Origin of the sequence: Prosthecobacter sp. (assembly GCF_014879935.1) — a bacterium.
Taxonomy (GTDB): Bacteria; Verrucomicrobiota; Verrucomicrobiia; order Verrucomicrobiales; family Verrucomicrobiaceae; genus Prosthecobacter.
Genome location: NZ_JACSRD010000244.1, coordinates 1 through 15606 on the forward strand (window position 1 = coordinate 1; position 15606 = coordinate 15606).

At 60.6% G+C, this 15606-nt stretch carries 17 protein-coding genes; 14 read left to right on the forward strand and 3 right to left on the reverse strand.

What is annotated here, in order from left to right:
- Positions 1–150: 150 nt before the first annotated feature.
- Entirely contained in the window at positions 151–534 is a 384-nt protein-coding gene (locus IAE77_RS28035; protein WP_294234222.1) for a hypothetical protein, read from the reverse strand.
- A gap of 101 nt (positions 535–635) precedes the next feature.
- On the opposite strand from IAE77_RS28035, the gene IAE77_RS28040 reads away from it, so the two are divergent.
- Complete coding sequence (locus IAE77_RS28040; RefSeq protein ID WP_294234225.1) at positions 636–2612, forward strand: heavy metal translocating P-type ATPase; 1977 nt, start codon at positions 636–638, stop codon at positions 2610–2612.
- The gene (locus tag IAE77_RS28045) at positions 2609–2995 is read left to right on the forward strand and encodes a hypothetical protein (RefSeq protein WP_294234230.1); all 387 of its coding nucleotides are present in this window, start codon (positions 2609–2611) and stop codon (positions 2993–2995) included. The genes IAE77_RS28040 and IAE77_RS28045 overlap by 4 nt, the downstream gene beginning before the upstream one ends.
- An 8-nt stretch (positions 2996–3003) precedes the next feature.
- Here IAE77_RS28045 and IAE77_RS28050 read toward each other — a convergent pair whose 3' ends face one another.
- On the reverse strand, positions 3004–3240 hold the full coding sequence (locus tag IAE77_RS28050; RefSeq protein WP_294234233.1) for a hypothetical protein: 237 nt from the start codon (positions 3238–3240) through the stop codon (positions 3004–3006).
- A 210-nt stretch (positions 3241–3450) separates the two neighbouring features.
- Between IAE77_RS28050 and IAE77_RS28055 the strand changes: the two genes are divergently transcribed.
- The 6 genes from IAE77_RS28055 (at position 3451) to IAE77_RS28080 (ending at position 6080) form a co-directional block, all read left to right on the forward strand.
- On the forward strand, positions 3451–3741 hold the full coding sequence (locus IAE77_RS28055; protein ID WP_294234238.1) for a hypothetical protein: 291 nt from the start codon (positions 3451–3453) through the stop codon (positions 3739–3741).
- Positions 3742–3826: 85 nt separating this feature from the next.
- Complete coding sequence (locus IAE77_RS28060; protein WP_294234241.1) at positions 3827–4150, forward strand: hypothetical protein; 324 nt, start codon at positions 3827–3829, stop codon at positions 4148–4150.
- Complete coding sequence (locus tag IAE77_RS28065) at positions 4147–4626, forward strand: periplasmic heavy metal sensor (protein ID WP_294234247.1); 480 nt, start codon at positions 4147–4149, stop codon at positions 4624–4626. Before IAE77_RS28060 ends, IAE77_RS28065 begins: the two co-directional genes overlap by 4 nt.
- Positions 4627–4641: 15 nt before the next feature.
- Positions 4642–5208 (forward strand): RNA polymerase sigma factor, encoded by a 567-nt coding sequence (locus IAE77_RS28070; protein ID WP_294234250.1) that lies wholly within the window; start codon positions 4642–4644, stop codon positions 5206–5208.
- A 133-nt stretch (positions 5209–5341) separates the two neighbouring features.
- Positions 5342–5656, forward strand: a complete 315-nt coding sequence (locus IAE77_RS28075; protein ID WP_294234253.1) for a hypothetical protein — start codon at positions 5342–5344, stop codon at positions 5654–5656.
- A 166-nt stretch (positions 5657–5822) separates the two neighbouring features.
- Positions 5823–6080: a hypothetical protein gene (locus tag IAE77_RS28080; protein ID WP_294234256.1), complete on the forward strand. Its 258-nt coding sequence runs from the start codon at positions 5823–5825 to the stop codon at positions 6078–6080.
- Between the two features lie 44 nt (positions 6081–6124).
- On the opposite strand, the gene IAE77_RS28085 is transcribed toward IAE77_RS28080, so the two are convergent.
- Positions 6125–6649 carry a MerR family transcriptional regulator gene (locus IAE77_RS28085; RefSeq protein WP_345781028.1) on the reverse strand — a complete coding sequence of 175 codons (525 nt, stop codon included), beginning with the start codon at positions 6647–6649 and terminating at the stop codon, positions 6125–6127.
- 11 nt (positions 6650–6660) lie between these two features.
- Here IAE77_RS28085 and IAE77_RS28090 point away from each other — a divergent pair, with 11 nt between their 5' ends.
- The 6 genes from IAE77_RS28090 to IAE77_RS28115 all read left to right on the forward strand — a co-directional run bounded on the left by IAE77_RS28090 (position 6661) and on the right by IAE77_RS28115 (position 15527).
- Entirely contained in the window at positions 6661–7803 is a 1143-nt protein-coding gene (locus IAE77_RS28090) for a mercuric transporter MerT family protein (RefSeq protein WP_294234258.1), read from the forward strand.
- Between the two features lie 122 nt (positions 7804–7925).
- Positions 7926–8294 (forward strand): hypothetical protein, encoded by a 369-nt coding sequence (locus IAE77_RS28095; RefSeq protein WP_294234261.1) that lies wholly within the window; start codon positions 7926–7928, stop codon positions 8292–8294.
- Between the two features lie 84 nt (positions 8295–8378).
- Positions 8379–9650 carry a TolC family protein gene (locus IAE77_RS28100; protein WP_294234264.1) on the forward strand — a complete coding sequence of 424 codons (1272 nt, stop codon included), beginning with the start codon at positions 8379–8381 and terminating at the stop codon, positions 9648–9650.
- A gap of 4 nt (positions 9651–9654) precedes the next feature.
- A complete protein-coding gene (locus IAE77_RS28105; protein ID WP_294234265.1) occupies positions 9655–11340 on the forward strand; it encodes an efflux RND transporter periplasmic adaptor subunit in 1686 nt (561 codons plus the stop codon).
- Between the two features lie 23 nt (positions 11341–11363).
- Positions 11364–12149, forward strand: coding sequence for a heavy metal-associated domain-containing protein (locus IAE77_RS28110; protein WP_294234270.1), 786 nt, complete (start codon positions 11364–11366; stop codon positions 12147–12149).
- Between the two features lie 18 nt (positions 12150–12167).
- A complete protein-coding gene (locus tag IAE77_RS28115) occupies positions 12168–15527 on the forward strand; it encodes an efflux RND transporter permease subunit (protein WP_294234273.1) in 3360 nt (1119 codons plus the stop codon).
- The last annotated feature ends 79 nt before the right edge of the window (positions 15528–15606 follow it).

Genomic DNA, 15606 nt, shown 5'->3' on the forward strand with positions numbered 1-15606 from the left:
GGCCCGTGGCTTCAAGATCACTTGCAGTCCGACCGCGATGTCTTGGTTGCGCGAGAGGTTGTCGATATCTGTTGATTTGCACCCAAATTTGACCCGGGATTTGCATTGAATTTTGACCCACCCCTTGTTGTCAGAATTATGTCTCGATTTTCAGTTTGCGGGTCTGTTTTTCCTCCTGCTTATTCTGAAATGGAATCCAGGCAGACTGATGTGGCCTCCGCTGCTGCTGCGATGGCCGGAGCCGTGCCCCGGATTCGGCACATAATACCGGTTGCCGCTGTGCCCGCCGTAGCTGCCGTGACTTGGGGTGTAGTGGCTGGAGCCGTGGCTCGGCGTGTAGTGTCCGCTGCCATGGCCGGAGCCGTGACTTGGCGTGTAATACCCGCTGCCGTGGCTGGAGCCATGACCGGAATGGTGTCCCCCGCCGTGGCTGGAACCATGACCGGAGGAATGATGATCTCCCGCCTGCACAGCGGCAGGAGTGAGGACGGCGAAGCTGGCAGTGACCGCCAGGAGGGTGATGAGCTTTTTCATGTTGCGTTGGGTTTGAGTGTTCGCCGCCAAAGTGCGGCATGTCAGTCGGACGCAGCGCCAGCGCGGCTATTCAGCCACACACCATTTTATTTTCTTGAATCATGAGCACTGAAAATCTCCCCGCTGAATCCAAGCCCTGCGGCTCTTGCGAGCACGGGCATGATGACACACCGCTGCCGCGCAATGCGCTCGTCATTGCCTCCGGCGTGACGCTCACGCTCGGGATGGCGTTGCGCTTCCTTGATGTCGGAGCCGCCGCGCTGCACACGGCGCTGTTTGCGCTCGCCACCTTGTCCGGCGGCCTGCTGGTCTTTCCCGCCGCATTCAAAGCACTGCAAAAAGCAAAGCTCGACATGAACGTGCTCATGACCGTGGCCGTCACCGGCGCATGGCTCGTCAGCGAAGGCGCGGAAGGTGCCGCCGTCGTCTTCTTGTTCGCCCTTTCAGAGTTGCTGGAGTCCTGGAGCGTCGGCAGGGCCAGGCGTGCCATTGCGTCATTGCTCAAGCTCGCCCCCGAGACGGCCTTGATGCGATCTAAGGATGGCAGTCTGATCGAAACGGACGTGAAGGAGGTGCCTGTGGGCGCGGAGATCAGCATCCGCAGCGGCGCACGCATTCCGCTCGATGGAAAAGTGCTCGATGGCAGCTCCAGCGTGAACCAGGCACCCATCACAGGTGAATCCGTGCCCGTGGACAAAAAGCCGGGCGACACCGTGTTTGCAGGCACCATCAATGGCGAAGGCTCGCTCACCGTGCAGGTGACGAAAGCCGCCGCAGACTCCACCCTCGCCCGCATCATCAAGCTGGTCGAGGAGGCCGAGGAGCAGAAAGCGCCCACCCAGCGCTTCGTGGACAAGTTCGCCACGATCTACACGCCTGCTGTGTTTATTGTCGCGCTCCTCGTTGCCCTGCTGCCGCCGCTGCTCATGGGCGGCGCATGGTCGGAGTGGACGTATCGCGCCCTCGTGCTGCTCGTCATCGCCTGTCCTTGTGCGCTCGTCATCGCCACACCCGTCTCCATCGTCTCCGGCCTCACCGCACTGGCACGGCGCGGCGTGCTCATCAAAGGCGGCGCTTATCTTGAGGCCGTGGGCAGGCTGCGTGCCCTCGCGGTCGATAAAACAGGCACCATCACGCAGGGGAAACCTCGGGTCACCGGGGTCATCGCCCTGGCAGGACTCAACGCAAACGAAGTGCTGCGCCGTGCCGCTGCCATCGACATCCATTCCACACACCCGCTCGCCCAGGCCGTGGTGGAGGCCGCGCTGGAGCGTGGCATCACACCCGAACCTGCTGCGGATTATCGCTCCATCACTGGACGCGGTGCCAGCGCCGCCATCGAAGGTCATCCGCACTTCATCGGCAATCACAAGCTCGCCCACGAACTCGGCGTCTGCTCGCCCGAAATCGAGGCACGTCTCGCGGAAATCGAAAACCGTGGGGAATCCCTCGCCATTCTCGGCCACACGCCGCATGAAGGCTGCGCAGGTGCAGCGCTCGGCATCCTCAGCATCGGCGACACCCTGCGCCCGGAAGCCGCTGACGCGCTCACCCTGTTGCATGAGGCAGGCATCGAAAACATCGTCATGCTCAGCGGGGACAACCAGCGCACCGTGGATGCCATCGCCCGTCTTGCCGGCATAGATGAAGCCCACGGCGACCTCATGCCCGAGCAAAAGATCGAGCACATCCGCCGCCTCATGGCCGCGCATCACCACGTCGGCATGATCGGCGACGGCGTGAATGACGCCCCCGCGCTTGCCCTCGCCAGTGTCGGCATCGCCATGGGAGCCATCGGCAGCGACACCGCCATCGAGACCGCCGACATGGCTTTGATGAAGGACGATCTCACAAGAGTGGCCGAAGCCATCGCGTTAGGCCGCCGCACCCTGCGCATCATCCAGTTCAACGTCACCTTCGCCCTCGTCGTGAAGGCCATCTTCCTCATCCTCGCCTTCACCGGCCACACCAGCCTATGGCTCGCCATCCTCGCGGACACCGGCGCGACGCTGCTGGTCATCATGAACGCGCTGCGGCTGCTGGGCGGCGCGACAAACCTCAACCCGCGTGATTTGTGAGCAAACGAACGCCCAAAAAGAAAGCCGACACCGCGCCGACCACCCTGGCCCCGCGTGACAAAGCCATGCTCATCGGAGTTCCGATCCTGCTCCTCGCAGTTCCGGCTCTAGTTCTGCACTTTTCCTCCATCAGCCAGCAGACCGCCTCCATTGCCAAAACCGTCGAAGGATGGAAGACCACCTACCACATCAACGACGAGCAGGCAGAGCGCATCAAGCAGATCGAGCTCGACTTCCACGGCAACGGCAGCCCTTTCAGTATCAAGCCCACACGCAGCAAAGACGAAAAACACCGTCATCATGAGGACATCAGCCGCCTGATGTCCCCTGAGGACGGTGCGCACTTCATGAAAGTGATGGAGAAAAGCGAAGGCAAGCATTGAGCCGAAGCTCAATGCCCAGGGCACCAGTAATCCTCACCATGACCGCACCAGCGGTGACCGTGATGATGGTGATGATTGCCGCAGAAGCGCTGACACAGATGCATGACCGCAGCGCGTGCGGTGGACGTGGCTTTATCGGCCACATAGGCAGCCTGTGCAGGCATGGTGAAGGCGGCGACAAGCGCCAGGGCGAGCACAGCACCCGTGACGGTGGCCGTGCGTGAGAGGTTCGTGAATGACTTCATGGAATGTTGTTTTGACGGGTTGAATGACTGCCCGGCAGATTTGAATGCGGACAGCGCGGACTCCGACGGTGCTCGCGCCGTCCTATTCAACCGCGTGAGATATTTTGCAGAAAACCAGAGGGGTTTGTTGGGGCGTGGAGTTGCACTGCATGAACGCACAACACCGCGTCCAACCAAAACAGAACCAAAACTAGCAAACCAAACCCAACCATGAAAACGAAACTCACCCTCCTCGCTGTCGCCCTTGTCGTCAGCTTCAGTTCCACCAGCGCCAGTGCCAATCCTTGGAAAGGACTGCCTCCGGCCTTCAACACCCCCAAGGCCAGCGCACCCGCCAAGCCTGCCCTCAAGTCCTGCTGCGAGACCAAGACGCGCTACTCCAGCAACGGCATCAAGAACGGCCTCGTGGTGAACAAAAGCATCGAATGCAACACCGGCTGCGCCGCGCCTCACGCCGGTAAGAACTGCAACAACGCGGAGCGCAAGCAGTGCGCCAACTAAGGGGCCAGCCCCCCTTCCAGCCCGCCAGGCATCGGATGACCTGACGGGTTGATCTTCCACCCATCATCCGACACCTTTTCGCGTCATGAACGAACACGAACTCGACTCCCTCATCCGCCAGTCCCACCCCAGAATGGAACTGCCAGCCTCTTTCAATCGCGAGGTCTGGGAACGTGTCTCCATAGCTTCCCCGGCGTCCGCCCTTGGCGGATGGCGCGACATCGCGGAGGCGTTGTTTCTCTGGATTTCCAGGCCCGCCCCCGCTGTCGCCGTCATTGCGGTGATGCTGGTCTTTGGCGCGGGTCTTGGTGGTCTTACTGTGAGAGAGAGCAGCGCCTCCGCCCAGCGCACGGCCTACTTCGCATCCATCAATCCGCTGCATCCAGCGCATCTCGCCGCCCAGCCATGAAACGCGGACTCATCATTCTCCTTCTTGCCGTGGCAGCCTCCACGGCGGCTTTTTTCATCACGCGCAACCAATGTCAGTGCGGAACCCGGCTGGACGCCACTTCGCATGACGGCGAGACGATGCTGCCCGAGCTGGAATGGCTGCACCAGGAACTCAAGCTCGATGACGCCCAGTTTGAGAAAGTCAAAGCCCTGCACCTCGCCTACAAACCCACCTGCGAGGCCATGTGCATGGAAGTGGTGGCGGCACGGAAAAAGCTCAGCCACCTCGCTTCTCAAGGAAACCTGTCCACGCCGGAGCTTGATGCCGCCTTGCAAGAGCAGGCCGCCGTTCACGTCGAATGTCAGAAGGCTCTATTGCGGCACCTTCAGCAAACAGCAGGACTCATGACCGAGGCCCAGGCACGCCAATATCTCGATGCCATGCTGCCGCAGGTCATCGGCGTGGCGGCGGAACCCGTCAGCCACGGGCATTAACCACGCGTGCCACTCATGAGCTATCAAGACGAGGAGGACATTCAGCTCATGCAGAAGCTCGCTGCGGGCGAGGATCTGGCGTTGAACGAGCTGATGCACCGCTGGCGTGATCGAGTGGCGTCCTTCCTCCTCCGCATGGTCGGAGATCATGCCACGGCCACCGATCTAGCGCAGGAAACCTTCGTCCGTCTCTACACCAGTCGGAAAAGCTACAAGCCAACCGCTGCCTTTTCGACCTACCTCTTTCACATCGCGGCAAATCTTGCCCGCAGTCATGCCCGGTGGAAAGGCAGGCATCCCACCGTCCCCATGGAGGATGAGGCTGGTGAGCTGACCCATGATCCGGTCGATCCACAACTCACGCCGGACGACGCCGCCGCGCTCAACGAAAAGGCCGCGCTGGTGAACAAGGCCATCGCCAGATTGCCCGCTGAGTTGCGGGAGGCTTTGTTGCTGTTCGCCGTCGAGCAGATGAGCCAAGCCGAGATCGCAGCGGTTTTGCGTTGTTCGGTCAAAGCGGTGGAAGTGCGTGTTTATCGAGCACGTCAGATGCTTCGTCAGATGCTTGATGCCAGCCTGTGACGCGCTGATCTTGCGCTCGATGAGGCGCGGATTGTGAAGCTGGAGGGGTTTTCCTGGTGGTGGAGTTGCAGACGATGAGGGCGGGTCAGTCACTCGCTCCGAAAACCAAACACAAACCAAACGCATCCATACCATGAAATCCAAACTCATCCGCACCTCGCTCCTCGGACTCGCCACCATCGGCACGCTGGTCCTCGCGTCCTGCCAGGCTCCATCCTCCGCGCCCACAGCCGCCGTGAGCTGTGACAAGTGCGGCACCATACACTTCAAAGCGCCGTCCACGGGTTACGGGCCGGGCAACAAAGGCATCGTCACCCTGCGTGACGCCAGCCGCATGTCCTGCCCGGAGTGTGAGAACCAGGTCATCGCCATGATGAAGACTGGCAGCCTCACCAAGCATGTGTGCAAATCCTGTGGTGGTGCTCTGCGCCACTGCACGCAGCATTAAGCACACTGGAAGCCTCCAAAGCCGCCTGTGACTCACCTCGCAGGCGGCTTTTCATTTGCGGCCACGGTTTCGAGGAAAAAAGAAACTTGAGGGGTCAGCACAGCATCGGCGTTGAACCCAACGTCCGCATCTTTGGACAACCACAAACCCAAACTCTGAATCCATCATGAAACTCGTCCTCACCCTCCTCTCCAGTCTGCTCCTCGGCGCAGGCATCGCATCCGCCGCTGATGCTGGCGTCCCAGCCACCTACCCACTCAAAAAGTGCGTCGTCTCCGATGAAGACCTCGGCACCATGGGCAAGGCCGTCAAAGTCACCCACGAAGGCACTGACGTGTATCTTTGCTGCAAAGCCTGCACGAAGGACTTTCAAAAAGAAGCCGCCAAGTATGTCGCCAAAGTAAAGGCGGCGGAGAAGAAATAAGAGCGTGTTTGAGGGGCACGCCTATACGGGGCATCACCCCCTCTTCACTCAGGAGTATCACCTCGTCGCCCTTCCTCTGGCTGGGGGGGGACAGAACGGATACCAGAGTTTTTGACGCTCCCACCTGCACGAAGCGTGTCTAGTGCCCGGCAGGTTTGGGCGTTCGGACTGACGCCACATTCACTCAGAAGGTCGCTCAGTGAGATTCGGATCGTTCGCAACGACTCCATTTGCTCGTCGATGCGGCGGATTTTCTGTTTCAGAACTTCGGATATTTTTTTACAATCGAAAGCGCTCTCATGCGACTGGCCGCGCAGCATTGGCTTGATCTCCCGCAGAGTGAAGCCCGCCGTGAGACATTCCCGGATGAACTGAATCTCCGCGACGACCGCGACGGGATAGACGCGGTAGCCGCCGGGCGAGCGCTTGGGCCGGGGCAGCAAGCCCTCCCTCTCATAGAAGCGGATGGTCTGCGTGCTGACGCCCGCCTGGGTGGCGAGAGCGCCGATCAAGATTAGTTGCTCGGACATAAAATCGTTGTTGACCTTATACCATACTTCAAGGCGCACCTTCAATCCCTATGAAAACGGCAATCACCACCAGTAACGCCTGCCCACTCTGCCAGCAGACCGGGAAAAAAATCAGTGACCTCACCCTCGCCGCTCAGGTGAAGGAGGACACGCTTGCCGCCCTGCCGTCGCAGGAGGGCTTCCGCTTCTGTGCCCAACGCGACTGCCCCGTCGTCTATTACCGGGAGGAAGGTGGCGTGACGATCTCGCTGGACCAGGTGCGCCACCCGGTCTTTCAAAAGAGCGACGATCCCCGGCGTCCTGTCTGCTACTGTTTTTCGCATACCGTGGAGGAGATCACAGCGGAGGTGAAGAAAGCCGGGCGCTCCTCCGTGCCGCAAGCGATCAAGGACAACTGCTCCAAAGGACTCGATGCCTGCGAGCGCAACAATCCGCAGGGCTCCTGCTGCCTCGGCAATGTCTCCAAGGTGGTGAAATCGGCGCAAAGCGTGCAGGACGCAACCACGAGTAGAGAAACCGATTGCGGTTCCTGCTGCACCACAGACGCATCGGCTGTCAAAACGAAAACGACCACCCCGCGCCCGCGAAGCGGCTGGCTTGGACTCGGCGCGGTCTTCAGCGCCATGCTAGCCTCCGCGTGCTGCTGGCTGCCTTTGCTGCTCATCGCCTTCGGTGCCTCGACGGCGGGAGTATCCGGCTTCTTCGAGACCTGGCGTCCAGTGCTGCTGGGCATCACCTTTGTGCTGCTCGGGGCCGGGTTCTACCTGGTCTATTTCCGCAACAACTGCTGCGATGTTGACGGCGCTTGCACCACCAATTCCGGCGCACGCAAGCGCTCCTGCTGGATGCTCTGGCTAGCCACGGCCCTCGTCCTTGTCTTCGCGGCCTTCCCGAAGTATGCAGGCTGGCTTGCCACCTCCGGTAACTCGACCTCCCATGAAACCGGCGGCGAGGTCACCACTCTGACCGTCGGCGGAATGACCTGTGAAGCCTGCGCCACCGGACTGAACGAATCTCTGCGCCACATTCCCGGGGTGCTAGCCACCGAAGTGAACTACGCCACGCGCACTGTTCATGTCTCCACCGTCACAGCGGATACTCGGCAGACAATCGTCGCAGTGCGACAGGCGTTAAGCGAAGCGGGCTATACCGTCGAACCAGCCAAGAATTCGCTACTGCCAGCAAAACCCTGACCTGCATTTGACATCTTTGAATACCTCACCCGCTAAACTTGCCACCAGACATTTTCGAGCGATTTTGAGGGGTTAGCTCACGCAAGGAGTTACACCCGCCACACCCAACTGACTTTGCCCCCATGAAACACGCCTGCACCAGACTCATCCTCGCCGCCATCTTCCTGATGGTGCAGGTGGCGGGTGCGTCTGTCTCCCGCCCTTCATGCATGCAAGGCAAGGAAGCCAAAGCTGCCCCTTGCACACTCGGTTGCTGTTCAGGCCCGGTGTGTGAATGCGGCATGGCCCCGATGCAAAAGCCGGCAAAGCCTGCGCCCGCAGCCCCCGCTTCGCAGGGCCAGCCGGTCAAGTTCATGCCGGTGCTGGTGAATGTTTTCACGCAGACGTTCGCTCCGCTCGTTTTGCAGAAAGCGGCACGGCCTCTGGCACCGGATGCCTTCCTGCCGCACTGCCCGCCTGCTCTGGCGCTGCACTGCGCCCTCCTCATCTGACGAAAGCTCGTTTTCACAGGCGCATTGTGCCCGCATCACGCGAGGCACGGACCCGAAACGAAGCATTTTTTCAATGAGGATACCATGAAGACCACATCATCACTTTCTGCCCTGGCGCTGTCCCTGGCAGCAGCACTCGCGGCCCAGGCCGCCGACAGCACTCCCGCCACTCCGGCGCTCATCCAGCGGCTCGCCAAAGAAGCCGCCGCCACGCATCCCTCCGTGCAGGCCGCCGCTGCCCGCACTCAGGCGGCCACGTCGGCCATCGGCTCCATTCGCCTTTGGGAAGACCCGCAGCTCGGCTTGGGCACTTTGTTTGCCAGCAACATGAACCGCCAGGGCCAGGGGGACATCGCCGTGGGCGTGGATCAAATGCTGCCTCGTCGCGGACTGTATCGTGCGGAGAAAAGCCGCGCCACTGCCGAACAGCTCGCCCAAGCCGCGATGCAGAAACAGATCGCGAATGAGCTGGGCCTCATGGTGGCTCAGGCAACTCTGGAACTCGCTCTCTCGGATGAGGTGATCCGGCTTCAAGCTGAGAACGTGGCCTGGCTGGAAACCATCGTGAAGACGGCGGAAGAACGCGCAAAGAACCCCGATGCCAGCGCCACGGAAACGCTGCGACTGGAAAGCGAACTCGCGGTGAAGCAGCAAGTGCTCGCCAGTGCGCGGCGTCAGCGCGGCCAGTTCGCCACCACACTGAATCTCTTGCTGGGCCGTGCTGCGGATGCCCCGTGGCCGTCTTTGTCACTTCCCGCGCAGGCTCAGGATCACGCCAGTGCCACGGCGCTGAAAGTGCGACTGGAGCGGGACAATCCCGCGCTCGCCTCGCTGCGCCATCAGATCGAAGCCGCGCAGGCGGAAACCATGGCAGCGCGTGAGAAGCGCAAGCCCGCCTTCTCCATGGGCCTCCAGGTCAACACCTACTCCCAGGGCACCCTTCAGGACACGATGGCGATGCTGAACTTCAAAATGACGCTGCCGTGGTTCAATCGCAAAGCCTACGAGGCCGACATCGCCCGCGCCGACCAACTGCACGAAGCCGCGCAGGGTGATCTGGCCGCGCAACAGCGCACGCTCTACACCCAGCTCTCCGTCTTCATCACCGAAGCCCGGAACAACCAGCAACTCGTGAACGCCTACGTCACGGAGGTAGTGCCAAAGTCAGAGAAGACCGTCGAGTCGCTGCAAAACGCCTGGGTGTCGTCCAAGGCCACGCTGCTCGATGTGCTCGATGCCCGCCGCGCCCTGCTGGAGGCGCACATGGAGCACCAGCGGGCGCTCGCCACCTGGCAGGTTGCCCTGCAAAACCTCACCGCACTCACCGGCGGCTTCGCACAACCCTCACGTCCCTGATCCCATGAAAACTTTCCTCACACTCATTCTTCTCGTCGCCGCAGCCGCCGCAGGCTGGTTCTTGCGCGGCAATCATTCATCCAGCATGAGCACCGCGCCCGCATCCACAGAGCGGAAGGTGCTTTTTTATCAGAGCGCCATGCACCCCTGGATCAAAAGCGACAAGCCGGGCCGCTGCACCATCTGCGGCATGGAGCTGACGCCCGTTTATGAAGGAGACAAAGGTTTCGACGCAGGTGGCGGCGATGTGGTGCCGCTCACGCAGAATCAAATCCAGGTCATGCAGGTGCAGACCGTGGAGGCCAAAGTGCAGCCGCTTATGAAGACGCTTCGCGTGGCAGGGATGATGGATGATGACGAGCGGCGGCATCGGATCATCAGTGCCTATGTGGATGGCCGCGTGGACCAGCTCTTTGCCAATCATCATGGCGTTGAAGTGGTCGCAGGGGAGCCGCTGGCTCTGATCTACAGCCCCGCACTGCTACAGGCCGAGCGGGAGTATCGCCAGCTCACGGGTGAACTGAAAAAGAACACCGCGCTGCGGCTGCGGCAGATGGGCCTCACTCCGGCACAGATCGAGGCGCTGGAGAAAAAGCCCGCCGATGCGCTGAACTCGGAGATTCTATCCCCGCTGACCGGCACGGTGGTCGAGCATGATGTTTATGAAGGCCAGTATGTCACCATGGGGCAGAAACTCTTCGCCATCGCCGACTTCAGCATCATGTGGTTTCAATTTCGCGCCTACGAGCAGGACATGCCCTGGATCAAGCTCGGGCAAAAGGTAGAGGTCACCACGCCTTCGGTTCCCGGCAAAACCTTCACAGGTGAGATCACTTTCATCGACCCGAACTTTGATGAAGCGACGCGTTCAACCCAAGTTCGTGTGGAACTGCCAAATCCACTCGTGAACGGCCGCCGCGAATTGCTGCATCGTCTCTATGCCGATGGCTCGGTGAAGGTGGAGCTGCGGGAAGTGCTCACCGTGCCAAAGTCCACCGTCATGCAGACCGGCCCCGAGGCCGTGGTCTATGTCGATCAAGGCGGTGGTGCCTATGCGCGTAGCGTGGTGAAGATCGGGCGGCGCGGCGACTCGCTGCTGGAAATACTTTCCGGCATCAAGCCCGGCGACAAGATCGTGACGAATGGCAACCTGCTCATCGACGGACAGGCGGAGATGAACCGCTCCTTCATGTCGCCAGTACAGCCGATGGCACCCGCCATGGCGATGCCCGATCTCACCGCACCGCAGCAGCAAGTCATCAGCAACTTCATCAAAGTGGCCGACGCGATGGCTGCCGCCCTCTCCGCCGACGATCTCGCCGCCTTCAATAAAGCCAGCGAACCCGCGATGATGCAGACCGGCGAGCTGATCGACACTCTGAAATCCAACGCCGCCCTGAAGCCCAAACTCGATGCGCTAGACAAAGCGCGGCATTTCCACGGCTTCACGGACATCATGAAGGCACGCATCGCCTTCCACACCTTTTCCACCGCAGTCACCGCTTTGATCGAGCCTCTGCGCACCGCCAAGGGCGCTCCCGAGTTCAAAGTCTGGGAATGCATGATGGTGAATCAAATCATCCCCGATGTCCCCGCCAAAGGCCGCTGGGTGCAGCTCGGCACACGCCCAGGACACAATCCCTACTTCGGCGCTGACATGCTGGAGTGCGTGAAGGAAATCCAACCATAAGAACCGCACCCCCCGACAATACCATGAACCAAATCAAGAATCTTATTGATGACACAAAAGCCCTGATCGCCCACACCTACAACGTCGAGCCAGGCTTGAAGTCAACGCATCCCCTCGAAGGCATGAGCTGCGGCTCTTGTGTGACAAAAATAACTGGCAGACTTCTCGAACACCCCGAAATCATCGCGGCTGAAGTCACCTTGCAGCCACCCCAAGCCACCATCACGAGTCGAAAAGCATTGGCTGACGACGAGTTGAACACCTGGCTGCAACCGCTTGGTCACTACCGCGTCAAATCCACGGTGATAGAGCCATCACTACCTGCCGCAGATGCCACCACTTACCGGCCTCTGATCTTGCTCTTGATCTACCTGCTTGCTGTCATCTCAGCAGCGATGTTGGCGACTGGAAGCTGGAGCACGGCACTCGCTATGCGGCTTTTCATGGGCGGCTTCTTCATCGCCTTTTCCTTCTTCAAGCTGCTCGATCCTCGCGGCTTCGCAGATGCGTATCGCGGCTATGATCTCGTCGCCAGAGCCGTGCCTGTTTATGGTTTCGTGTATCCCTTCATCGAGCTGGGTCTCGGACTGGCCTACCTCGCCAATGTGGCCCCCATGGCCGTGAACAGCATCACGTTGGTCGTCATGGCCGTGAGCCTCGCAGGTGTGCTGCGGGCCGTGCTCTCCAGGCGGGCCATCCGCTGCGCCTGCCTCGGCACCGTCTTTCGTCTGCCCATGTCCACCGTCACCATCATCGAAGATGGCCTGATGCTCGCAATGGCGGCGCTCGCGCTCGTCATGCCTCACTAATCTCAAGACTTACCCATCATGATCGAGGCCATCATTCACTGGAGCCTGAAAAACAGGTTCCTCGTCGCCTGTGCCGCGCTGCTGCTCATTGCGCTTGGCGTGCGTGCCATCTACCTCACGCCTGTCGATGCCATTCCCGATCTCACGGAGAACCAAGTGCTCGTTTATGGCGAGTGGATGGGCCGCAGCCCGCAGGAGGTGGAAGACCAAGTGACGTTCCCGCTTTCCACCGGCCTGCAAGGTCTGGCAGGAGTCAAAGAGGTGCGAGCGACCTCCATGTTCGGCTTCTCGCTCATCACTATCATCTTTGAGGACAAGGTGGACACCTACTTTGCACGGGCGCGAGTGCTGGAGCGGCTGAACTACCTGCAAGCCTCCATGCCCGAAGGCGTGAAGCCGCAGCTAGGCCCCGATGCCTCCGGCCTCGGCTGGGTGTATCAATACTACTTCCATGTCGATCCTGCCAAAGCGCAGGATGGCGGCTACGACCTCGCCGCGCTGCGCTCGCTACAAGACTGGTATGTGCGCTATCAACTCGCCAGTGTGCAAGGCGTGGCCGAGGTGGCGAGCATCGGCGGCTTTGTGAAGCAGTATCAGGTCGAGCTGAACTCCACCAAGATGCGTGCGGTCAATGTCACGCTCATGGACGTGATGACAGCGGTGCAGAGCGCGAATCTCAATGTCGGCGGCAAGGTGGTGGAGGAAAATGGAGCCGAGTTTGTGCTGCGCGGCATCGGCCTCGTCACCAGTGTCGAAGACCTCGAACTCGTCACGGTGAAGGCCATGGAAGGCACGCCGATTTACTTGAAGGACATCGCCACCGTGCAGATCGGCGGCGACTTTCGGCGTGGTGCGCTCGACTTGAACGGCCAGGAAGCCGTCGGCGGCACCGTGGTCATGCGCACGGGTGAGAATGCCAAGGCGGTGATCGAACGCATCAAGGAGAAGATCACGCAAATCGCTCCCAGCCTGCCGCCGGGCGTCACCATCAAGCCGTTCTATGATCGCAGCGAACTCATCGACAACACCATCGGCACGCTCAAGCACGCGCTGCTGGAGGAGTTCATCCTCGTCACGCTCGCCCACATCATTTTCCTCTGGCACTTCCGCAGCATCCTCATCGTCACGCTGCCGTTGCCGATCTCGATTTTGATCTCCTTCCTGCTGATGAAGGAGTTTGGCATCACCAGCAACATCATGTCCCTCACCGGCATCGCCATCGCCATCGGCGTGCTGGTGGACGCGGCCATCGTCGTCACGGAAAACGTCATCCGACACTGTGAAGAAGCCGAGCACAAAAAAGGCGGGCGACTCAGCGCCCAAGAAACCTGGGATGTCACGCTCACCGCCTGCACGCAGGTCGGGCGGCCCATCTTCTTTGCCATGGCGATCATCATCCTCGCCTTCGTGCCCGTGTTTGCGCTCAGCGGACAGGAAGGAAAACTGTTCCACCCGCTCGCCTTCACCAAGACCTTTGCCATGATCGGCTCCACGCTGCTCGCCGTCACGCTGGTGCCCGTGCTCTGCTCACTGCTCGTGCGTGGCCCGTTTCATTCCGAGGAAAGCAACGTCGTGATGAAGTTCCTTCTGCGTCTTTACGAGCCGACGCTGAACTGGGCGCTCAATCATCGCAAAACCGTCATCGGCATGGCGATGATGATCCTCGGCGTGGCACTGCTCACCGCTTTTGGTTTGCCACGCGCCACCGTGAAGCAGCTCCGCGATGCGGGCTACCCGCGCCTTGCTGATGTCGTCACCGGCTTTGGCAAAGAATTCATGCCGCCGCTCAATGAAGGCAGCCTGCTCTACATGCCCGTGATGATGCCGAAGACCGGCCTCAAGGAAATCCAGCGCGTCATGTCCTGGCAGGACACCGTCATCGCCGCCACGCCGGAGGTCGAGTCCGTCGCAGGCAAGCTGGGCCGCTTTGAAACGGCCACCGATCCCGCACCCACCGAGATGCTGGAGACGACCATCATGCTCAAACCCGAATACATCCCCGATGGCCGCTGGAGCGTGAAACGCAATCCCGCATGGCGTGACGGCATGACCGTCGAGAAACTGAAAGCCGAACTCACGGAGAAGATGAAGCAAGTGCCCGGCTATGTGCCCGCCTTTCTCCAACCCATCGAAAACCGTATCCTCATGCTCTACACCGGCATCCGCGCCCAAGTCGGCGTGAAGATTTATGGCGACAGCCTCGACAAGATTCAGCGCAAAGCCTTCGAGATCGAAAAGCTCATCAACAGCATCGAAGGAGCCGCCGGAGTCTCGCCATCACGAGTGCAGGGAAAGCCCTACCTCAACATCCAGGTGGATCGCCAGGCCATGGCCCGCTACGGCCTCAGCGCCAAAGACGTGCTCGACGCCGTGGAGATTGCCATCGGCGGCAAAAACGTCAGCACCACCATCGAAGGCCGACAGCGCTTCCCCATCCAGATCCGCGTGCAGCGCGGTGAGCGTGACGACATCGAAAAGCTCAGCAGCATCCTCGTCGCCGCACGTCAGGGCATGAGCGCATCCGGTGCCGCTCCGATGGGCGGTGGCGGTGGCATGACGGGCGGAGCCGCAGCCGCACCCGCCGCAGGCATGGCATCCAGCGCGGGCAACACACCCGTCACCTACATCCCGCTCGGCATGGTTGCCAAGATCACCCGCGAAGTCGGCGCGAACGAGATCGCCAGCGAGAACGGACGCCTCCGCTCCTATGTGCAGGCCAACGTGCAGGATCGCGACCTCGGCGGCTTCGTGCTGGAGGTCGAGCAGAAGCTCAAGACGATTGATTGGGAGGGCATGACCTACAAAATGACCGGCGAGTATGAAAACCAGCGCCGCTTTGTGCAGACCATGCAGATCGTCTTCCCCATCGTGCTGCTCATCATCTTCGTGCTGCTCTACATCGTCTATCACAGCGCCTTGGAAGCCGCGCACGTCATGCTCGCCGTGCCCTTTGCCCTCAGCGGTGGTGTGCTGCTGCAAAAGCTCCTCGGTTACAACTTCAACGGTGCCGTTTGGGTCGGCTACATCGCCCTCTTTGGCACCGCCGTTCAGACCGGCGTCGTCATGGTCGTCTATCTCGAAGAAACCGTGAAAGCCCGAATGGCAGCACTTGGCAAAGCCTTCGCCTATGCTGACCTCGTGCAAGCCGTCAAAGATGGCGCACGCCTGCGCCTGCGGCCCAAGGTCATGACCGTCGCCACCATCGTCGCCAGCCTATTGCCCATCATGTGGAGCCACCGCCAAGGAGCCGAAGTCATGCAACCCCTCGCCACCCCCGTCATCGGCGGCATGATCTCCAGTTTGATCCACATCCTCATCGTCACGCCCGTTATCTTCCTTTGGCTGCGCGGACGTGAGTTCAGGGAAGGCACGCTGTAAAACGCTCCCCCTGGACACCGAGAACCTCATGATGATGGTGATGTGCTGTCTCGACTCACTGGATGCGCTCAAGGTCCAG